Source organism: Proteus sp. HMSC14B05 (genome assembly GCF_001808035.1).
GTDB classification, from domain to species: Bacteria; Pseudomonadota; Gammaproteobacteria; order Enterobacterales; family Enterobacteriaceae; genus Proteus; species Proteus mirabilis.
In genome coordinates this window covers 124,760-146,867 of sequence record NZ_KV791983.1, presented here as the reverse complement: position 1 = coordinate 146,867, position 22,108 = coordinate 124,760, and the positions used below count along the sequence as shown (strand labels likewise).

The window sequence follows — 22,108 nt, the reverse complement described above, 5'->3', positions numbered from 1 at the left end:
CGACCTACGGTGATTAGTCGCCGAGCTTCGCGGTTAATGCAGGTAACACTTTGTAGAGGTCGCCAACAATACCGTAATCTACCATATTGAAAATAGGGGCATTTTTATCTTTGTTGATCCCAACAATGATTTTTGCTCTATCCACACCCACCATATGCTGGATTTGCCCTGAAATACCGACAGCGACATAAACATCTGCACCTAAGGTCACCCCTGAAACACCAATGTAGCGATCGTGTTCCATCCAGCCTTCACCTTCAGCAATTGGACGAGAACAACCCACTTCGCCTTGGAGGGCTTTCGCTAATGCTGACGCTAATGCAATATCATCAGCCTTACCAAAACCGCGTCCGACACCCACAACACAATGCGCTTTACCTAAATCAACAGTACTACCTTGTTTTGGCTTACGTGCTAATACTTTTAATGTATGTGCGGGAGCGATAAAGATACTTTGCACCACTTGTGCATTGGGTGCATCTTTAATGGCTTCCACATCTAATGCACTGCCCACAGTAGCAATAGCATAAGGTGAACGAATTTCTGCTTTCGCATGCGCTAAACCACCGTAGACTTGATGTGTGGCAATCACAGTATTATTTTCAATAGCAAGACTTAAAGCATCGCTGACAACACCAGCTTTTAAAATCACACCAAGACGAGCCGCAATCGCTTTTGCGCGTTTTGATGCAGCAAGTAAAACCAATGCATTTGCCCCCGCTTCTTTAATAATTTCGGCAAAAGAAGCTGCATAATCTTCAGCAATCACACCGTCTTGCGGGGCAAAACAATAAACACAGTCAGCTCCTAAGTTGACACATTCGCGCGTGCTTTCATCATCACCAATAAACAGCACATTAACCTTTTCACCAAGGTCACGAGCAAACGCAATCAGCTTTGCTAAATCATCCGCTTTTTCGGCATAAACAAAGGTAGTAGGTAGTAAACTAGCCATTTTTAATCTCCTTATTGATTAACCGCTTGGCGTAAATGTTCAGCAAAAGTGGCAATATTTTCATCTGAATCACCGTCTAAAATAATCCCAAGGCGATCAGACTGCTCAGGGGCACTCACTTGTGTTTGCACAACCGTCAGAGCAGAAATATCAACACCGATATCGCCTAATCCCAGTTTTTCGACCGGCTTTTTATTCGCCGCTAAAATCGCTTTCATTGAAGGGAGTTTTGGGGTGTTAATGCTTGAAGTGACACACACAATGGCAGGTAATGTCAGTTCAAGTTCTTCTGTGATATTTTCTAAATCACGCTCAACAATAATTCTGTCACCTTCAACAGTGATTTTGTTTACGGCGTTTACACAAGGTAGACCTAAATATTCACCTACCGCTAAACCCGTTTGTTGAGCGTATAAATCGCCAGAACCTTCACCGAAAACCAATAAATCAAAACCCACTTTCTGTGCTGCTTGCGCAATAATATTGGCAGTATCCATTGAATAAAGCGCATGACATGCATCATCCGCCACCAGAGTTAATGCATCAGGACCACGCGATAAAATATCTTTTTTAATTTTCGCGTTTTCAACCATGGCACGTGTTCCTACACTTAATGCAGTGACTGTGCTATCGCCAAGGGTAGAGGCAATTTCTACGGCGGTTTCAATTGCATTCAAGTCATACAAACTAATTTTTAAACCCGCATTATCGGTTGCGAGTGTACGATCAGGCCGTGTTGTGATGTCTTGTTCGTCATGAACAACCTTACAGCAGGCAATAAGTTTCATAATTCACATTCTCCGTTTTGCACAATGCAACAAATTAATCTCATTACGCTAAAATATGCTTAGCGATGACCATACGTTGTACTTCATTTGTGCCTTCAAAAATCTCAGTGAGTTTTGCTTCACGCATTAAACGTTCAACAGGATAGGATTTGGTGTAACCCATACCGCCATGTAATTGGACGGCTTTTTGAGTCACATAAGTGGCAGCTTCTGCGGCATAAAGTTTGGCTTGAGCAGATTCACGCGTGTAAGGAAGACCCGCCATTTTGGCGGCAGCAGCGCGATAAACCAGCATACGGGCGCAATCAACACGCGTTGCCATATCCACTAATACCCATTGAATACCTTGATTAGCTGCAATGGGTTTACCAAATTGAATACGCTCTTTGGTGTAAGCAATCGTGGCATCTAAGGCACTTTGTGCGATCCCTAATGCAAGTGCAGAACAACTTAAACGCCCGCCATCTAAGGTTTCCATTGCGATATTAAAGCCTTTACCTTCTTTACCTAGCATTGCACTAGCAGGAACAACACAATCACTGAAACTCACAGAGCAAGTTTCAGAGCCATTCATCCCCATTTTGTCTTCAGGTAAACCAATGCTAATACCTGGGTTATCACGCTCAACTAAGAATGCCGTGATCCCTTTTACGCCTTTGCTTTTATTTGTCATGGCAAACACGATAAAGAAAGCACCCTGAGGTGCCGCCGTGATCCACAGTTTAGAACCATTGATCACATAGTTATCACCTTGGCGAACGGCTGTTGTCTCTTGAGCCGCTGCATCACAACCCGCACTAGGTTCTGACAAACAGAAACACCCTAATTTTTCACCCGAAACCACCCCCGGCAAAATACGTGCTTTAGTCTCTTCATCAGCATATTTTTGAATAATGGGTCCGGTTAAAGAACATTGTGATCCCATGATCATTGCGTGAGAGGCACTCACTTTTGCCATCTCTTCGGTGGCTAATACATAACTAATAGCATCTGCTTCTGTACCGCCATAAGTTTCATCAATATTGAAACCAAAGAGTCCTAATTCAGCCATAGGTGCAATACTTTCACTTGGAAAGCGGTGCTCTTTATCAATTGCACCTGCAATTGGTTTGATGTCGTTTTCAACGAACTCTCTGACCGTATCGCGGATCAGGACTTGCTCTTCTGTTAGCTGAAAATCCATGTTTATTTTCCTCTGAGAATATTTAGGGTTATCTCTACGGTGTGCGATTTCACGTTTGTCGTCTTATCGCACGCATTAATGGGTTAACGTTATTTCTACATCGTCGCGATAGATGCAGGTAAAAAGGTGTACAGCAGCAACATAAACATCATGGCTAACAGTGGGATAGCGAGGGTTAATGTCCCCACAGGACCGTATCCCTCTTTATGGCTGACACCACAGACGCTAAAGACAGTAATAATCAATCCGTTAAATGGCGGTGTTGTACTCATAGATGCCATTGTGGCGACACGGTGTAATGAACCTTGATCAACCACGGTGGCAGGGAACATCGCAGCAATCATTGGCATGGCGATACTTAACGCCCCAGAGCCTGAACCACTGATAAACACCAGAGCACCGACGGAAATCGCCGTGACGACAAGGGGATTAAGTCCCGATTGCGCAATCGCTTGGAATGATTCTTTGAACGCAGGTAATGTCATGACTAACGCACCAAATCCGACAATCACCGCGGTATTAAAGAGGGAGGTCACCCCTTCCATTGTCCCTGCGGCTAAATTAGGGACGAGTTTTTTCCAATCGAGATAACGCAAGTACACAAGCAAGGCGGCAATAATGGCGCAGAACAGCGCAATAGCCGGATCCCATTTCAGGATATTCAGCACGACAAGCAGAATAAGCATCGGCAGTAATGCAACGAGCACATTAGGTAATTGACGATCTTTTTTACCTTCCTCTGCTTTCGCTGTTTTTTCGTCTTCAACCCAGCCTTCACCTTTTGCTTTTACACGCTTAAATAACCAAGTGAGATAAATAATCACTAAAGTGACTTGAAACAACGCGGTCAACATACCCGGTACTAAACCCGCTGTTGCTGAGGTACCTAAGAATTTCATTGGGATAAGATTTTGGATCTGAGGCGATCCTGGCATTATCATCACAAAGGTACCCGCACCTGCAAAATAGACAGCCGGAATAAGTCTGCGAGGAAGATTCGCTTTGCGGAATAAACTCACCATCATTGAATAAACGGTAAACAGTGCAACAAACACTGAAACACCGCCGTAGGCTAAAATGGCACAAGCCGCAACTAATGAAGGAATAACGGCTCTTTCACCAAATTTACCAATAATAAAAGAGGCAACACTATCAGCAGCGCCACTGATAGCGGTTAATTTGCCAAAAATCGCACCAAGTACGAAAATGAAGAAGAAGCTACCGAAATAACCACCTAATCCGCCGGTATACACTTGCAATAGTGCATCGACAGGATTAAGCATATCTGGTGATACAAGCCATGCGGTCACAGCAAGAAACAGGCTGGTGGTAAAGACAGAAATAAAAATATGTATGCCTTTCATACACATAATCATTAATATCGCAAGCCCGATGATTAAACAAATAATACCCATGATTGCCCCACTTATAGGTGTTAGGGTTCAATTGACCTGCGTAAAGCACACAGGCCTTTTGTGACTATTAATTAACGTTGTTAAGCAGAAAGCACATCTGCAAAAGTTTGCAGCGCCGTTCTTGCCTGCTCATATGTTTTAGTTTGCTGATCAATTTCGATAATGATGGAAGGAATACCTTCTCTATCGAGGAATTTCTTCACAATAGGGGCATCAAATTCTTCAGGATCGCAAAACTTCGTCAGCAAATAGACGACACCATCAGCGCCTGTGTTTTTCACCATATCGGCAATTAAACGACCACGTTTTTTCTCTGGGTCATACAGCAATGAGCACCCTTCTAGCTGGGCCATTTGCTCTGCCATCGCTTCATAAGGTGAGTTATTTTCAGGAATGTCTTGGCGAAACTGACGAGATTCATGCGCGACTTCATCCGCTACAATCGCCATTTTGTTATCAGCCAAAATTTGTAGAATAGAAGGGCTATCGGCAATAATGCCTGTGACAACAATCTTGTGCCCTTTCCAAGGTTCTGGAGACAAGGTTTTGCATTGTGTGACAATAGCTTCAACAGCTTTTGTATGTTCAACGACATCCATAAGATAGCCACTTTTGATCACGGTATTACGACGTTGTGGTGTGACTAAATTTGGATGGAGTGCTGCTATTTGAGAGAATTCACGTAATATAGCACGACGCTGATTAAAAAGACGGATGGCATTTTTCAGTGCATCGTCAGTCACCGTTTGGCCTGAAATTTCCCCTAATTGCAACGCTATTTTCTTATATTGTTCAGTTAAAAATGCAATACCTGCTGGCGTTTTACGGTTCTGTGGATGTACCAATTGAATAAAAGGCACTTGTGGTACACCCGCTTTCCAGTTTTGCCCTAAGCATTTTAAGGTGTCACAAAGAGAAGGAATTAATGCCGCAGACAACTTATTTAATGCCCCATCTAATCCCATCTCAAGAGAAGAAAGCACTAACGCACAATAGAAAGGAGGAAAATATTTCTTTGCTTCTGAGATCTCACGTCCTTCTGCGCCCCAAATACCAAAAGGCACCATACCCGCAGCATAGACGATTTCATTTGGCGTATATTCAGGGAAACAGCCAACAACCTTTTTACCGCTACGAATAAAACCATCTAATTGAGCAACTGGGTTATCCACCACGGCTTGTAACTCATCAAACAATTGCGTTAATGTCTTCATCAGAAGTCTCCCTTTTTCATTTCTGCTTTGTTAGCAGCCATAATTTCAGTCAATGCTTCAACACGGGTGACATACTGCGCTTCAGAGAAAACTCGAGGATCAGCTTGGTCGCCATCAAAAGTCACAGTTGGGATCTTAAGTTCATGACGAATACGGCGCTCAATTTCAGGCATAATGCCACTCCAGAGCTTGCAACTACGATTAACATGAATAATCGCACCATCAACTTTATTCTGACGGCTCACGTTAATACGCATATCAGCAGCACGCTCAACAGAGACACAGTTAGGGACATAAGAGTAAGCACGCATCATCTCGTTACTGTTTTGATAAATCACACCAAATGCAGTGGCGTAAACAGTTGCAGTCACGTTGATACCCTGCTCTTTTAACGGGGTCGATGTGGCTCGTAAGTAAGGCCAGCACGCAATACCTTCAAAGAGAACACGGTATTTTTCTTCACCGCGGTAAGTCGATTTTTTCTCTTTGATATTTTGTTCCATCTCTTCACACAGTTGCTCAAAAGCCAGAGCAGCTTCTAATTTACCGCGAGCACAAACAGCAACAGCCATGTGATTAAAGAGATCAAAACCATTCATTGGAGACGGCTCATATTGGCAATATTCAGCCGCTTTTAACCATGCACGCCCTGTACGTTGCGAAATTTCACAGACTTCTTTAAATTTCTCTTCGGAGAACACTTTGCCTGTAACTTTTTCGAGCTGTTTGATGGCATCATCAAATTGAGCTTGAACGTATTTCACCGTGACATCATCGGTGTCATAGTCATTTTTATAAGGAATATCGATAAGGATCATCGGAATATTCAGCTCATAAGCGATATTTTCATACCACTTGATCATACAGTTACAGATATTGTTACAACACAGTAAGAAGTCTGGCTGTGGCATATCCATCTCTTCACACTGTTTAATATCCATGTAAGAGAGGCTGATACGAGCATAAGCACAGATATCGTTGGAATATCCCATGCTTTCTGCATGCTCACACATTTTTAAACCCGCACCTTTCGCTGCAATTGCAGCGGCTTGGTTTTCAGGGTAAACCACACATAAACCTAATGTTTCAGCAATTTCTTGAGGGAAGTTAGAGGCACACCACCCTATTTTTTCACCGCTGTTTTTTGCATCCCACGCACGTTGATAAGCATCAGCAGCGATTTTTTGCAGTCGTTTTTTCGCAGGAATGTAATCCGGCGCATTCATATCTATATTGCTCATTTTAATGTTCCTATTGTTAACGCATCGTCTTCCAGTTGATGGCGATACGCTTCAAAGGCATAAATGGCTGCACCTATTGCCCCGTTGTATTGTGATAATGGTGAAGTGGCGATAGGGACGTTCAGCTCTTCGCTAACATAACGAACAACTTCAAAATTACTGGCTACACCGCCTGTCATGACAACAGGAGCTTCCACACCGACTCGTTTGGCAAGACCGGCAATACGACTAGCCACTGAGCGATGAATACCATTAATGACGTCGGGTATTGTTTCGTTATTCGCGAGATGGGAGATAACTTCAGATTCAGAGAACACAGTACAGGTTGAGCTAATAGTGACTTTTTTAGTGGACTTAGCGCCCTCTTGAGCGAGATCGGAAATCTTGGTTTCTAATACTCGCGACATCACATCTAAAAAACGTCCTGTACCCGCAGCGCACTTGTCATTCATCACAAAGTTTAATAAACGGCCTGTACCATCCATATGAAGTGCTTTAACGTCTTGGCCACCGATATCAATCACCGTTTTCACACCCGGAAAAAGAAAGTGCGCACCTTTCGCATGGCAGCTAAGTTCACTCACCTCTTTGTTGGCTTCTTTCAGAGAATTACGGCCATATCCGGTTGCACAGATCCAGCTGATCTGACTGAGATCGCCACCAAATTGATGTAATACTTCATTGATTGCTTTTTCAGGCCCAGAGGTTCCAGCTCCTACTGATGCCAACGACTTCGCGACAATAGTGTCACCATTTTTCATGATGATGCATTTTGATGCAGACGATCCGATATCAACGCCCATTGTGAAAATGTCTTGTTGCATGCCTTTGCTCTCCTGAAAATTAAAAAAATCAGTGGATTATTCTTTCCACGTCATCACGTCTTTATTGGCTTCAAGGTTTGCTATCTCTTCAGCGCTATACCCTAATTCAGCTAATACAGACGGTGTGTCTTCGCCTAACAAAGGACCACGACGGTATTCAGGTAAACCACTTTCCAAGAAATCAATCGGTGGACGAACCAAGGCTTTTTCACTGCCATTTTTGTATTTCATGTGGTAGAAGGTGTTAATTGCCCAAGCTTGTTTATCTTCCAACACTTCTTCCCAAGTTTGAGCAATGCTGAATGGGATATCGTTTTTGGTGAAAATATCAGCCCACTCTGACGCTGTTTTTTGCTCGACTTGTTGCCAAATCAGATCATACAGTTCAGGAGATCGATTATTTTTTGCCACTTCTTGTAGACGTGTATAACGAGCATCCTCTGCTAAATCTGGACGACCAATACACGAAATAAAGGTTGGATAATAAGCATCGTAAACAGGCATACAGACTTGAATAAAACGATCGTCTTTCGTTTTATAAGCCAAAATAAATGGGCTGGTAGTTGTACGGCGATCGATAGGATAAGCTTGGCCATAATCTGGATATTGCGCCGCTTGGATCATAATCGCTTGAGTGTAAATAGAGGTATGCAGTAAGTTTGTTGAAACGTACTCACCTTGACCGATGTTTTTAGCACGAATATAAGCGGCTAACACACCTGAAACCAAGCCTAATGCACACTGGTGATCGCCAAGACCGGGGATCACATTCATCGGTACTGTGCCTTTTTGGTACAGAGAACCTAAGATACCACCACGGGCAAAGAATGCAGTATAATCAAAGCCCGGTAAGTCTTTATCTGGACCTTCATCGCCATACCCCGTCACACTGGCGTACACTAATTTTGGAAAACGTTGTTTTAATGTTTCATAATCTAAACCTGCACGCTCTCTTGCGCCGGGACGCCAGTTAGTTAAGAAAATGTCCGCCTTTTCTAATAGTTCAAACAGGATTTTTTTCCCTGCTTCTGTTTTCGTATTTAACACAATCCCACGTTTATTCGCATTTTCTAAATCAAAACTGGTGTTTTCATGTTGATCTAATGGACGGCCTTCTGTTGGTGCTGTATAGCGTAAGTTATCGCCACTTGGAGATTCGATTTTAATTACGTTCGCACCCATATCAGCTAAAATACGCCCCGCTGCAGGTACTGCGATAAAGGTCGCCAATTCAACTACGGTGACACCTTCCAGTGCTTTATGACTTGTCATTTCTTCTCCTAATTATTTTTAGACTTCATACTGCTGTTGTCAGAATGTGGATAAATCCGTTGCCACTTAACCCGCTACCATGTTTTTTTCATCCTTGATTGAAACGCCATAACCCAATTGCAATTTCAGCGCCTGCACATCAATTTTTCCGCAAGGGGTATGAGGAAATTCTGTAAAGAAATGGAGTTCTTTGGGGATTTTGTAGCGAGCTAGTCGCTCTTGTAGAAATTCACGTAATTCACTTTCACCAATGCTGTAGCCTTTTTGCACACAAATAGCGACAATCACTTCTTCACCTAAATCGGCAGAGGGGATCCCAAATGCTTTTGTTGCATCAACACCCACATATTCAGCAATGGCTTCTTCTATTTCACACAGGCTGATATTTTCACCACCGCGTACCACAATCTCTTTTATACGATAGGCATAGTGATAATTTCCTTGTTCATCGATATAGCCAATATCCCCCGTGTGCAACCAACCCTCTTCGTCTAACGCTTCTTTGGTTTTGTCTGGCGCATTGTCATAACCCATCATCACATGAAAGCCACGGGTGCAAATTTCACCTAAAATGCCTACTGGCACAGGTTTACCTGTTTTCAGATTAATAATTTTCATTTCAACAAAAGGTAAAGGCTTACCAATAGAATGACGTTTTATCTCTAAAGCATCATTAGGGAGAGTTTGCGTGCAACACGGTGAGGCTTCTGTTTGACCATAAGAGATAGTGATCCCTTTCATGCCGAGGATAGTTTCAATGTCATCAATTAACGCAGGAGGGAAACTTGCTCCTGCGATAATGCCTTTATCAAGACTCGATAAATCATAGTGAGAAAATTGTTCATGCTTCATTAAACGACTAAAAATGGTCGGTACACCATGCATAATGGTGCAACGATGATGTTGAATGGCTTTTAATACATCTTCAGCGTTGTAATTATCAAGAAGAACAAGTTGGCACCCTGTTGTTAACGCAAAAAAGAGACAAGAAGAGAGTCCAAAGCAGTGGAATAGCGGAACCGCAAGACAAATCACATCATCATGCGTAACACCTAAGCGCTGTGCTGACAGCATGGCATTATTAATAACATTATATTGGCTTAACATGACACCTTTCGGCATTGCTGTACTGCCAGAGGTCATTTGAATAGTTAGTAAATCTTTTACGCTAACTTGTTCAATAGCATGTTGATATGCTTTGTCTGATATTTTTTGGCTAATTTCTTTTAATTGAGATAAAGAGACGCTTTTTTCTGCCTGTTGATTTCCCATGCTAATAAATAATTGAGGTAATGCGTCTTTATTTTTTGATGCTTTTTTAGAAAGATAATTAATAACCTCAATAAAATGATTACTTTTAAAACCATCAGAAAAACAGAGTGCTTTAATTCCAGTTAATCGGCATAAATCTAATAACTCTCTTTTTTTTAAATGAAAGTTAATACAGACAACCGGAATACCAATTTGAGCAGCTGCAAGAAAACAAATTATCCATTCTTTACTATTAGCAGACCAGATACCTAAACGATCGCCTTTTGTTAACCCCATGGATAAAAAGCCACGCGCAACACTCTCGACTTCTTGTTGTAATTGTTGCCAAGACAGTGTTTTTTTACTTTGGTTTTCAATTAAGGCCGTTTGTGACGCATATTGCTTCACTACATTGTTTAGACATTCTTTAACTGTCGTTTCTAATAAGGTCATAAATACCTACTTAACCGCTTCTTTTCTGATGTTTACATCTGTAATGACCTTATTCTGGGTAGGGGAAATAATTCATTCTTGGTAAATAACGAACTGTTTTTCGTCATTTGAATAATCTGAGAGAGATTTGTGATTGAGGTCTATATTTGGTGAGTTAAATATAATTTGTAATTGAAGTATAATTAATAACAATAAGATAAAATTGAAATCAAGGCGTTATAAAGGTGTTATTATTAATAAAAAAAGAGAGCGGTATTTTATTTAAATAAGAAAACAACACCACTCTCTTTTTCAATATAAAAACACACAAATCATTTAAGAATATAAAAAAATCTTATCAATAAACATTAACGTAATCATTAAAATCAAAATAATATAAAAACAATAACAATTAATTTTTATAACATCTAAATAAAAAATTATTTAAAGCACTTAACTTATTTTATTAATGATCAATTAAAGGGATTTTTTACCACGTCGCATAGGCATCTTTGATGTCTGCTTTAACGTTAATCCCTTCGTTTCTGGCGCAAACAGTACTGATACCATCATCCCAAACAGAGAAATAGCCGCCCCCACCAGCATTGTGGTATTGATCCCATAAGTGGCAATAAAAGCGGGAAGCGCACAGGTGGAAATAACCGTCCCAATACGGCTTATCGACATAATAACCCCCACCGCCGATGCTCGGATATCGGTTGGAAATAATTCATTCGGATAAAGCCACTGTAAAATGCCAGGTCCTCCCGAGAAAAAAGCGTAGGTAGCAAACGCTAAGATAACGAATAAAATCGGTAAATTCGGGAATATCCCCAGCGTGAATAATGCTAAAGTCATCATCGCAAAACTACCAATTAACAGTGGGCGCCGCCCCGTTTGGTTTAACCAAAACATCGCAGGAATACAACCCAACATAAAAAATAGACTGATCACGACATTGCCTAATGCCGCACTTCTTCCTGTATCCCATCCTAATAAACCGACGATTTGAGGGCCAAAGGTATAAATGGCAAACATCGGGATCACTTGGCAGGTCCAAATTACGGCAACAAAGAGCACAAATGAGAAGTGGCGTTTATTAAATAATTCGATAAAACGGGTCGTTTTAGCATCTTCTGCTTCAAAGACCACAGGCTCGCCAAAGAGTTTGATCATCATTTTATTACACTCTTTAATACGCCCTTGGCGTATTAACCAAAGCGGTGATTCAGGGAGATCAAAGCGACCAATTAGAATAATAACGCAAGGAATAAAAGCACTGCCTAACATCCAACGCCAGCCATCTTGGACATCATATAAAAGATAACCCACTAAATTGGCACATGTCGCACCGATATACCACATAGCAGCAATAAATCCGACGGCAAAGGCACGTTGCTTTTTATTGGAAAATTCGGTGATCATCGAAGTTGCAATAGGATAGTCAGCGCCAATCACAATCCCAATAAGGAAGCGCATCACTAACAACCCTATTGGTGTTGAAACAAACATGGTCGCAATAGAAATCACCGCAATAGCCACAATATCAACGAGGAACATTTTACGGCGCCCTACTTTGTCACAAATATAGCCAAAAAGTGAGGTACCAATAAAAAGCCCTGCTAATGTTGCCGCACCAAGCAAACCAATCCATCGCGTATCAAGCTGTAATATAGGTGTTAATTGTTCGAGCGCCACACCAATAATGACTAATACATAACCATCAAGAAAAGGGCCGCCACTTCCCCATAACATCACTCGACGATGTACTGAGGTAAAACGAATATCATCAAAGTTTCTGGGCTGCATGACTGCGTCCTAGTCTATTTTTTTAACCAAAGAAAGAAAAGCTCCCAGGCCGGAGACAGCGCTGGGAGAAAAGTAGCGATACATCATCCGTAACGATATTCCACGCCAAACGTTCCGCGTGGGTATTCCCATTTTTCAAGCGCACTGTCTAAACCGAGAATTCGACACGTTCCACACTCTAAGCACCCTGCATAATCAAAGCTGACGCTACCATCTTGTTGTTTTTTATAAAGACCCGCAGGACAAGCTTTTACCAGTGTGTCTAATACTTGCATATCAGGTTGCTGTTTAATGACGATATGTGGATTTTCTTCATCGACATTAAATTTATTGATGCCCAATTTGACATCGACATTTACAGGAGAACTCATATTGCTTTTACTCCTTTGATCCCATCTTTTATTAAATTCATCCACCCCACTTTTTTGCTATGACGCATGATGGTTTTACGCATCGGTACAGGGGCATCATCGGTGACAGTAAAGAGATCTTTTGCAATACCAACCACCATGTCAGGATAAGCAGTAAACATACGTGGATTATCTAGTAAATCAGGCATACGTTGATATGCTTTCATATCGCGCAAAGGCCCCTGTGCTAAATGATCGAGATACTCATTAAGGGTTTGTTTACTAAAATCATTTTTTGCCATTGCTGAAAGCACCGTTTTTGCAGCAGCTTCCCCTGATGCCATGGCTAAATCCATCCCTCTAATGGTAAAGCCTAGATTCATACACATGCCTGCCGCATCTCCTGCTATCAAAACACCATCGCGAACAAGTTCGTGTTGCATTCGCAACCCTGCCTCAGGTACCACATGGGCGCTATATTCCACCATTTTTCCATCAGCAATTAGCGGTGCTACAACGGGGTGTTGTTTAAAATCTTCTAGCATTTGTGGAACCGATTTTTTGGCATCTTTAATATGGTGAAGCCCACAGACAAGCCCCAAAGAAAGCGTCGTTTTATTGGTATATAAAAAACCGCCCCCCATTAACCCATCGGTAGGAGAGCCGGCAAATAACCAAGCTACACCTTCGTTATCTTTTAGGTTAAAACGATCTTTAATGACACTTTCAGGCAGTTCGATGATCTCTTTTACGCCCACGGCAACATTTTCAGCTGCAACTCGTTTTGTCATGCCTAACTGTTCAGCCAAAAGTGAGTTCACACCATCAGCCAAAATCACCGCTTTGGCTTCTAATACATCACCATCTGCTTCTACACCGACAATTTTACCGTCACGCTCAACTAACTTATCAACACGAATGCCCGTGATACATTGGGCGCCTGCATCTTCGGCTTGCGCCATTAGCCATTGATCAAATTCACCACGTAATACAGACCAAGAGGCATGATTAGGGTTATGCGTTTCAGCGTTTTGATAGTCGATAGTCATAGCCCCTGTTTGTGTCATAAATGACAGTTTTTCATGGGTGATCACCCGCTCAACCGGAGCCTGTTGCGCAAATTCAGGAATGATGCGCTCAAGGGTATGGGCATATAGACGACCACCCGTTACATTTTTTCCGCCGGCGTAGTTCCCTCTTTCTATTAGCAATACCTGCGCACCTTCTCTGGCTAAAACAAGTGCAGCCACAGAGCCCGCTAATCCTGCGCCAACAATAATGGCATCGAAAATATCTTCGGAATCGGACATAACATCTCCAGAACTTGCAAATAAAGCAGAGAAGTTATCTTCTCTGCTGACTAAATCAGTTAGATAGTTGACGGGTAAGTGCAGGCAAAATCTTCATTAAATCACCGACAATGCCGTAGTCAGCAAATTGGAAGATAGGTGCATTTTTATCTTTGTTGATCGCCATAATGGTTTGTGATCCATTTGCACCAACCATATGTTGGATTTGCCCTGAAATACCCACCGCCAAATACAGATCTGGCTTAAGCATCAGGTTAGAAATGCCAACATAACGCTCATGCTCCATCCATTTTTCATTTTCAGCCACAGGGCGAGAGCAGGCAATTTCAGCCCCAATCTCTTTTGCTAACTCTTCTGCAATAGCAATATTTTCTTTACTGCCAATACCTCGACCAACACTGACCACAAAACGGGCTTTATCCAGATCGACGGCATTGATTTTTCTTGGCTGAATAGACTGGCAAATAATGCTTTGTGAAGGGGCAATCCATGCTACTTTTTGTGCCGTACCCGTAGCCTGTGTTTCTGATGCAACGTCAAAAGCGCCAGTGCTTGCGGTAACAACACAATAAGGTGTTGTTAATGTTTCATCACCAAAGGCAAGTCCACCGTAAACCATATGTTTTGCCACTAATGCATCATTTTGGGTACTTAATGATTGTGCATCATTTGATACTACCGCGGCTAAACGGTGACCTAAACGAGCGGCAAATAATTTGCCACGACGCGTATTCGGCAGTAAGACCAAGCCGGCATCGCTATGTGATTTAATGGTTTCAACGATACTTTGTGCATAATCTTCCATAATGCGATCATCAGGTTTACCTTCTAATTGGAAAACCGCTGTCGCCCCTAATTTAAAGGCAGCGATGCTTTGCTCATCATTAAAGGTAAAGACATTGATTGATTGACCTAATGAAGAAGCACCTCCCATTAATTCTGGTAAAGGGGAAAGTACATCACTCAACACCCAAACAGTTGAAAACTGGCTCATAACTCCCCCTATTACTTAATAATTTTTCGTAAATATTCTGCAAATTCAGCAATTTGATCATCGCCATCACCTTCAATAATAATGCGCTGACGTACTTTTTGTTTCGGTGCTAACACGGTTTGCTCTGAACGTGGTGTTATGGGCTCTAAACCAAGATCGGCCACACTCCATTGTTGAACCGGCTTTTTAGCGGCACCTAAAATGGCTTTCATAGATGGAATTTGCGGAGAGTTGATATCGGTAGAAACGGCAATCACCGCAGGTAAGGTGATAGTAAGCGTTTCAATTTCGTTTTCTAATTCGCGTTCAACGGTGATGGAATCAGTTGTAATAGAAACAATTTTATTAACCCCATTAATGGCAGGAATATTCAAGATCTCCCCCACCAGCAAACTCACTTGTTGTGAACTTAGATCTGCCGAGCCATCACCACATAAGATAAGATCGTACCCTTGCTTAGTTGCAGCGGCAGCAAGCACTGTCGCCGTTTGATAAGGAAGAGAAGCTTCCAATTGCTCATCAACCACCACCACGAGATCATCAGCACCACGAGATAACACATCTTTACGTGCTTTAGCGTTAGTCAGCGCGTTACCACCTACGCTCATTGCCGTGATTTGAATACCATCAAGTTGTGTTTTTAACTGATTTGCCGCTTCAATCGCATTTAAATCATATTGGCTAATTTTGTTATTGGCGCGCGAAAAATCGAGTGAACCATCGGCATTATTGACCACAATATCCTGTTCGTCGGGAACACTCTTGTAACATGTAATAATCTTCATTACATCTCCTGAAATTAATAAATATGTCATTTACTCTGGCAATGTAATATACAATTAACACAATTAAATGATTAAGAAATTAAATCTAGATCACCAATATTGAAGATTATTAAATAAGAGATGGATAGCGTTCAATATTGCTAAATACATCACCAATATTGAAATTAAATTTAATTAAAGTGATTAACTTTCAATATTGTTATCTGGATCAACAATATTGAACATAATAAGAAATGATTTATTTAATATTCAATATTGCCACAAAGATCAACAATATTGAAAGAGCGAATATAACACATTTATTACAAACCTAAATATAGCCTTATTTATCAATTAATTAAAATGAAAATAAAAGGTTATAAAACGTAACATAAAATCGACAAAAAGAATAGTGTGAAGTGAATAACAGAATGGAACATTAATAATATCCATTATTCTTCTTCATTAATGATTTTATAAATTAGCCAATCGACTTGTTTTTTGATTATGATAAAAACCAATTAATGGAATATATAGGATCTAACTAAAAGAGTTTATTCGAAATTAGGAATTTACACTTATTAAACTTCTGCGCTAAATATATTTGGAAAATTTACCTATGAGCAAAGATAATAAAAAGGCAGGAATAGAACCGAAGGTTTTTTTTCCGCCATTAATCATTGTTGGTATTTTATGCTGGTTAACGGTACGCGATCTTGATGCTTCAAATGAAGTGATCAATGCCGTTTTCAGCTATGTTACCAATGTCTGGGGTTGGGCCTTCGAATGGTATATGGTGATCATGTTCGGGGGCTGGTTCTGGTTGGTTTTTGGACGTTATGCCAAAAAACGCCTGGGCGATGAGAAACCAGAATTTAGTACGGCAAGCTGGATCTTTATGATGTTTGCTTCTTGTACATCAGCGGCTGTACTGTTTTGGGGCTCAATTGAAATATACTACTACATTTCAAGTCCTCCTTTCGGTATGGAAGGTTACTCCGCGCCAGCCAAAGAGATAGGGTTAGCTTACAGCTTATTCCACTGGGGCCCGCTACCTTGGGCAACCTATAGTTTCCTGTCTGTCGCCTTCGCTTACTTCTTTTTTGTACGCAAAATGGAAGTGATCCGCCCAAGTAGCACTTTAACGCCATTAGTGGGTGAAAAACACGTTAATGGTTTATTTGGTACTGTCGTCGACAATTTCTATTTGGTCGCCTTGATCCTAGCAATGGGCACCAGCCTTGGGCTTGCAACGCCTTTGGTAACTGAATGTATTCAATACTTATTTGGTATTCCTCACACTCTACAATTAGATGCCATTATTATCTCTTGCTGGATCTTACTCAACGCTATTTGCGTGGCATTTGGTCTACAAAAAGGGGTAAAAATCGCCAGTGATGTGCGTACTTACCTGAGCTTCTTAATGTTAGGTTGGGTATTTATCGTGGGTGGTGCCAGCTTTATTGTCAATTACTTCACAGATTCTGTGGGTACATTGCTGATGTATATGCCACGTATGTTGTTTTACACCGATCCTATTGGTAAAGGGGGTTTTCCTCAGGCTTGGACTGTCTTCTATTGGGCTTGGTGGGTTATTTACGCCATTCAAATGAGTATCTTCTTAGCGCGTATTTCTAAAGGTCGTACTGTTCGTGAATTATGTTTAGGAATGGTATCAGGTTTAACCGCAGGAACTTGGCTGATTTGGACTATTCTGGGGGGTAACACTTTACAACTGATTGACCAAAATATCCTTAATATTCCGCAACTGATTGATCAATATGGTGTGCCACGCGCCATTATCGAAACATGGGCCGCTTTACCCCTCAGTACAGCAACCATGTGGGGCTTCTTTATTCTCTGCTTTATCGCCACCGTCACTTTAATCAATGCCTGCTCTTACACACTAGCAATGTCAACTTGTCGCTCCATGAAAGAAGGGGCTGAACCACCATTATTGGTACGCATCGGCTGGTCTGTATTAGTCGGTATTATCGGCATTATTTTACTAGCATTAGGCGGCTTAAAACCGATCCAAACCGCCATTATTGCCGGAGGATGCCCACTATTTTTCGTCAATATCATGGTCACCTTGTCCTTTATAAAAGATGCCAAAGTGCACTGGAAAGATTGATCTCCCTATACGCAAAAAATGACACATTAAGAGGTTATTAACATGGATTTTAGATTGAATGATGAGCAGGAACTGTTTGTTGACGGTGTCCGCGAATTAATGGCCAGTGAAAACTGGGAAGCTTATTTCGCACAGTGTGATCGCGAAAGTAAATACCCAGAGCGTTTTGTTAAGGCCTTAGCGGATATGGAAATTGACAATCTGCTTATCCCTGAAGAGCACGGTGGCTTAAATGCCGGATTTGTTACTGTTGCCGCAATTTGGATGGAATTAGGTCGTTTAGGTGCGCCAACCTATGTGCTCTATCAATTACCGGGGGGATTTAACACCGTATTGCGTGAAGGGACTCAAGAACAAATCGACAAAATCATGGCGTTTCGTGGTACAGGCAAACAGATGTGGAACTCAGCGATCACTGAACCGGGGGCCGGTTCTGATGTGGGCAGCTTACAAACCACTTATACCCGTAAAAATGGCAAAGTTTACCTCAACGGTAGCAAATGCTTTATCACCAGTAGTGCTTATACCCCTTATATCGTCGTGATGAGTCGTGATGCGGCTTCCCCTGATAAACCCATCTTTACCGAATGGTTTGTCGATATGAGTAAACCCGGCATTAAAGTCACTAAGCTAGAAAAACTGGGTTTACGTATGGATAGCTGCTGTGAAATCACCTTCGACAACGTTGAACTTGAAGAAAAAGATATGTTTGGTCGCGAAGGTAACGGCTTTAACCGTGTGAAAGAAGAGTTTGATCATGAGCGTTTCTTAGTGGCACTGACTAACTATGGTACCGCCATGTGTGCGTTTGAAGATGCGGCGCGCTACGCCAACCAACGGGTTCAATTTGGTGAGACTATCGGTCGTTTCCAACTTATTCAAGAAAAATTCGCCCATATGGCGATCAAACTCAATTCAATGCGCAACATGTTATATGAAACTGCATGGAAAAGTGACAATGGCTTAATTACCTCCGGTGATGCTGCAATGTGTAAATACTTCTGTGCGAATGCAGCCTTTGAAGTGGTTGATAGTGCGATGCAAGTGCTGGGTGGTGTGGGGATCGCAGGTGAACACCGTATTGCACGTTTTTGGCGTGATCTACGCGTTGACCGTGTATCTGGTGGCTCTGATGAAATGCAGATCCTGACATTAGGACGCGCTGTACTGAAACAGTATCGTTAATTAATCGCAGAGCACTCTCTTAACATCAAGTGAGGGAGTGTTCAAACAGTCCACTGACGAGGTGACATTATGACAGAACATTTACCCATGCCACAATTTGGGCCACTAGCTGGAGTTCGTGTGGTGTTTTCAGGTATTGAGATTGCCGGGCCATTTGCAGGACAGATGTTTGCAGAGTGGGGTGCAGAGGTCATTTGGATTGAAAACGTTGCATGGGCGGATACCATTCGTGTTCAACCCCATTATCCACAGCTTTCCCGTCGCAATCTACATGCGTTATCGTTAAATATTTTCAAAGACGAAGGCCGTGATGCTTTCCTAAAATTAATGGAAACCACGGATATTTTTATCGAAGCCAGCAAAGGTCCTGCCTTTGCCCGTCGCGGTATTACCGATGAGGTTTTATGGGAGCATAACCCTAAATTGGTTATCGCGCACTTATCCGGCTTTGGTCAATATGGCGATCCGCAATATACCAACCTTCCAGCCTACAACACTATTGCTCAAGCATTTAGTGGCTATCTCATTCAAAACGGCGATAAAGACCAACCTATGCCCGCTTTTCCTTATACCGCTGACTATTTCTCTGGTATGACGGCAACCACCTCAGCATTAGCGGCACTGTACAAAGTGCAACAAACAGGCAAAGGGGAAAGTATTGATATTGCAATGTATGAAGTGATGTTGCGAATGGGGCAATACTTCATGATGGACTATTTTAATGGCGGAGAAATCTGTCCACGAATGACCAAAGGCAAAGATCCATACTATGCCGGCTGTGGCTTATACCGTTGCCAAGATGGTTATATCGTGATGGAAGTGGTCGGCATCACTCAAATTGAAGAAATTTTTAAAGATATTGGTCTTGCTCATCTATTAGGTACTCCTGAAGTCCCCAAAGGGACACAACTGATCCACCGTATTAATTGCCCTCATGGTCAACTCTTTGAAGATAAATTAGATGAATGGCTAGCCAACCAGCCGATTACCGCCGTACTAAAACGCCTATCTGAACTCAATATTGCCAGTGCAAAAGTGTTAACCATTCCTGAATTAGAAGGCAATCCACAATACGTGGCTCGAGAGTCAATTACTCAATGGAAAACGATGAGTGGTGAAACCTGTAAGGGACCAAATATCATGCCGAAATTCAAAAATAATCCAGGAAAAATCTGGCGTGGTATGCCTGCTCACGGCATGGATACCAATGCGATTTTGAAAAATATCGGTTATAGCGACGAACAAATTAGGGAGCTAGTCGATAAAGGGCTAGCTAAAATCGTAGAGTAAATACCGTTAGACTCAGGTACAAGTGGCACTATCCCACAATACCTGAGCTTACGGCAAAAGCATGGGATAACAGTTTAATGGATGTGATTGGCAGACAACACTTACGGCAAATGTGGGATGATTTAGCTGAAGTTTATGATAAAAAAACAGCGCTAATTTTTGAATCTGCACAAGGGAAAGTCAGACAATTTAGCTACAGTGAATTAAATGAAGAGATCAACAGAGCCGCAAATCTTTTTCATGCCTGTGGTATAAAAAAAGGCGACCATGTTGCCTTACATCTTGATAACTGCCCAGAATTTTTCTTTTGCTGGTTTGGACTGGCAAAAATTGGCGCTGTTATGGTGCCCATTAATGCCCGCTTTATGTATGAAGAGAGTGCTTGGATCATTAACCATTGCCAAGCACACTTTGTGGTAACAAGTGATAATTTCTCTCCAATTTACCAACCGATGTTGCACGATAAGCACTCTCCTTTAACGCAACTGTTTTTAATAACAGAAAACGGTCTCCCTACTGAAAAAGGGGTTGTTGATTTTTTAAGTGAAAAAGCCAAGCATCCCGTTACGCTTAATCATCACACCCCATTAAGTGTGGATGACACGGCTGAAATCCTTTTTACCTCAGGAACTACTTCACAACCCAAAGGAGTAGTTATTACGCATTATAATTTACGTTTTGCTGGCTACTACTCATCATGGCAGAACGCCTTACGGGAAGATGATATCTATCTTACCGTCATGCCTGCTTTTCATATCGATTGTCAGTGTACTGCATCACTTCCTGCTTTTTCTGTCGGTGCCACATTTGTACTACTGGAAAAATACAGTGCAAGAGCCTTCTGGAAGCAAATTCTCAAATACCAAGCAACGGTAACAGAATGCATACCCATGATGATGCGCACCTTAATGGCACAACCAGTCTCACCAGATGAAAAGCAACATAAACTGCGCGAAGTGATGTTTTACCTCAATCTTGCAGATGAGGAGAAAGATGCCTTTATTGAACGCTTTAATGTGCGATTACTCACCTCTTACGGCATGACAGAAACCATTGTTGGCTTAATCGGTGACAGACCTGGCGATAAACGCCGCTGGCCATCTATTGGTAGACCGGGATTTTGTTATCAAGCGCAAATTCGCGACAAACAAAATCAGCAAGTTCCTAACGGTGTAGTCGGTGAGATCTGCGTCAAAGGTGAACCGGGAAAAACCTTATTTAAAGAGTATTACAATCGCCCCGATGCAACAGAAAAAGCGCTAGAGCCTGATGGTTGGTTACACACGGGTGACTATGGTTATCGAGATGACGAAGGCTTTTTCTATTTTGTTGATCGCAGTTGCAACATGATCAAACGCGGTGGTGAAAACGTCTCTTGTATTGAAATTGAAAATATCATCGCATCACATCCTAAAATCCAAGATGTAGCAGTAATTGGTGTACCTGATGATATTCGCGATGAAGCCATTAAAGCCTTTGTGGTACTGGTTGACGGTGAAACGTTAAGTGAAGAAGCCTTTTTCGCCTTTTGTGAACAGAATATGGCGAAATTTAAAGTGCCTTCCGCCGTTGAGTTTAAACAGGGGTTACCACGTAATTGCTCAGGCAAAGTGATCAAAAAGCATTTGAAATAGGCCATAAGTGGGTTTTCGTGACAGTTAATTATAACTGCTTATTTTTATTGAAAAAGGAATATG

Annotated in this window: 18 protein-coding genes; 4 read left to right on the top strand and 14 right to left on the bottom strand. The window is 41.8% G+C overall.

Annotated elements, in window-relative coordinates; all coding sequences use genetic code 11:
- Window positions 1-13: 13 nt before the first annotated feature.
- From HMPREF3129_RS06450 to HMPREF3129_RS06385, 14 genes are all read right to left on the bottom strand, one after another.
- A complete protein-coding gene (locus HMPREF3129_RS06450; RefSeq protein ID WP_004249249.1) occupies window positions 14-955 on the bottom strand; it encodes an FAD-binding protein in 942 nt (313 codons plus the stop codon).
- Between the two features lie 11 nt (window positions 956-966).
- Window positions 967-1,743, bottom strand: a complete 777-nt coding sequence (fixA, locus tag HMPREF3129_RS06445) for a putative electron transfer flavoprotein FixA (protein ID WP_036919111.1) — start codon at window positions 1,741-1,743, stop codon at window positions 967-969.
- Between the two features lie 43 nt (window positions 1,744-1,786).
- Window positions 1,787-2,926 carry an acyl-CoA dehydrogenase family protein gene (locus HMPREF3129_RS06440; protein ID WP_004249246.1) on the bottom strand — a complete coding sequence of 380 codons (1,140 nt, stop codon included), beginning with the start codon at window positions 2,924-2,926 and terminating at the stop codon, window positions 1,787-1,789.
- Between the two features lie 95 nt (window positions 2,927-3,021).
- Entirely contained in the window at window positions 3,022-4,341 is a 1,320-nt protein-coding gene (locus tag HMPREF3129_RS06435) for a GntP family permease (protein WP_004249245.1), read from the bottom strand.
- Window positions 4,342-4,421: 80 nt separating this feature from the next.
- A complete protein-coding gene (locus HMPREF3129_RS06430) occupies window positions 4,422-5,555 on the bottom strand; it encodes a 2-hydroxyacyl-CoA dehydratase subunit D (RefSeq protein WP_004249244.1) in 1,134 nt (377 codons plus the stop codon).
- Window positions 5,555-6,796: a 2-hydroxyacyl-CoA dehydratase subunit D gene (locus HMPREF3129_RS06425; protein ID WP_004249243.1), complete on the bottom strand. Its 1,242-nt coding sequence runs from the start codon at window positions 6,794-6,796 to the stop codon at window positions 5,555-5,557. Before HMPREF3129_RS06425 ends, HMPREF3129_RS06430 begins: the two co-directional genes overlap by 1 nt.
- Window positions 6,793-7,620, bottom strand: a complete 828-nt coding sequence (locus HMPREF3129_RS06420; protein WP_004249241.1) for an acyl-CoA dehydratase activase — start codon at window positions 7,618-7,620, stop codon at window positions 6,793-6,795. The genes HMPREF3129_RS06425 and HMPREF3129_RS06420 overlap by 4 nt, the downstream gene beginning before the upstream one ends.
- Window positions 7,621-7,656: 36 nt before the next feature.
- Window positions 7,657-8,892 carry a CaiB/BaiF CoA transferase family protein gene (locus tag HMPREF3129_RS06415; protein WP_004249239.1) on the bottom strand — a complete coding sequence of 412 codons (1,236 nt, stop codon included), beginning with the start codon at window positions 8,890-8,892 and terminating at the stop codon, window positions 7,657-7,659.
- A gap of 66 nt (window positions 8,893-8,958) precedes the next feature.
- Complete coding sequence (locus tag HMPREF3129_RS06410) at window positions 8,959-10,596, bottom strand: AMP-binding protein (RefSeq protein ID WP_004249237.1); 1,638 nt, start codon at window positions 10,594-10,596, stop codon at window positions 8,959-8,961.
- Window positions 10,597-11,052: 456 nt separating this feature from the next.
- Window positions 11,053-12,384: an MFS transporter gene (locus HMPREF3129_RS06405; protein WP_036919117.1), complete on the bottom strand. Its 1,332-nt coding sequence runs from the start codon at window positions 12,382-12,384 to the stop codon at window positions 11,053-11,055.
- Window positions 12,385-12,467: 83 nt separating this feature from the next.
- Window positions 12,468-12,755, bottom strand: a complete 288-nt coding sequence (gene fixX, locus HMPREF3129_RS06400) for a ferredoxin-like protein FixX (RefSeq protein ID WP_017827370.1) — start codon at window positions 12,753-12,755, stop codon at window positions 12,468-12,470.
- Window positions 12,752-14,044, bottom strand: coding sequence for an FAD-dependent oxidoreductase (locus tag HMPREF3129_RS06395; RefSeq protein ID WP_004249235.1), 1,293 nt, complete (start codon window positions 14,042-14,044; stop codon window positions 12,752-12,754). Before HMPREF3129_RS06395 ends, fixX begins: the two co-directional genes overlap by 4 nt.
- Window positions 14,045-14,099: 55 nt before the next feature.
- Window positions 14,100-15,038 (bottom strand): FAD-binding protein, encoded by a 939-nt coding sequence (locus tag HMPREF3129_RS06390; RefSeq protein ID WP_004249234.1) that lies wholly within the window; start codon window positions 15,036-15,038, stop codon window positions 14,100-14,102.
- Between the two features lie 11 nt (window positions 15,039-15,049).
- Window positions 15,050-15,823 (bottom strand): electron transfer flavoprotein FixA, encoded by a 774-nt coding sequence (locus HMPREF3129_RS06385; RefSeq protein WP_004249233.1) that lies wholly within the window; start codon window positions 15,821-15,823, stop codon window positions 15,050-15,052.
- 598 nt (window positions 15,824-16,421) lie between these two features.
- Between HMPREF3129_RS06385 and caiT the strand changes: the two genes are divergently transcribed.
- From caiT to caiC, 4 genes are all read left to right on the top strand, one after another.
- The gene (gene caiT / locus HMPREF3129_RS06380; RefSeq protein WP_004245792.1) at window positions 16,422-17,936 is read left to right on the top strand and encodes an L-carnitine/gamma-butyrobetaine antiporter; all 1,515 of its coding nucleotides are present in this window, start codon (window positions 16,422-16,424) and stop codon (window positions 17,934-17,936) included.
- A 42-nt stretch (window positions 17,937-17,978) separates the two neighbouring features.
- The gene (gene caiA / locus HMPREF3129_RS06375) at window positions 17,979-19,121 is read left to right on the top strand and encodes a crotonobetainyl-CoA dehydrogenase (protein WP_004245793.1); all 1,143 of its coding nucleotides are present in this window, start codon (window positions 17,979-17,981) and stop codon (window positions 19,119-19,121) included.
- Between the two features lie 69 nt (window positions 19,122-19,190).
- The gene (gene caiB / locus HMPREF3129_RS06370) at window positions 19,191-20,411 is read left to right on the top strand and encodes an L-carnitine CoA-transferase (protein ID WP_004245794.1); all 1,221 of its coding nucleotides are present in this window, start codon (window positions 19,191-19,193) and stop codon (window positions 20,409-20,411) included.
- A gap of 77 nt (window positions 20,412-20,488) precedes the next feature.
- The gene (caiC, locus tag HMPREF3129_RS06365) at window positions 20,489-22,045 is read left to right on the top strand and encodes a crotonobetaine/carnitine-CoA ligase (protein ID WP_036905017.1); all 1,557 of its coding nucleotides are present in this window, start codon (window positions 20,489-20,491) and stop codon (window positions 22,043-22,045) included.
- Window positions 22,046-22,108: the final 63 nt, after the last annotated feature.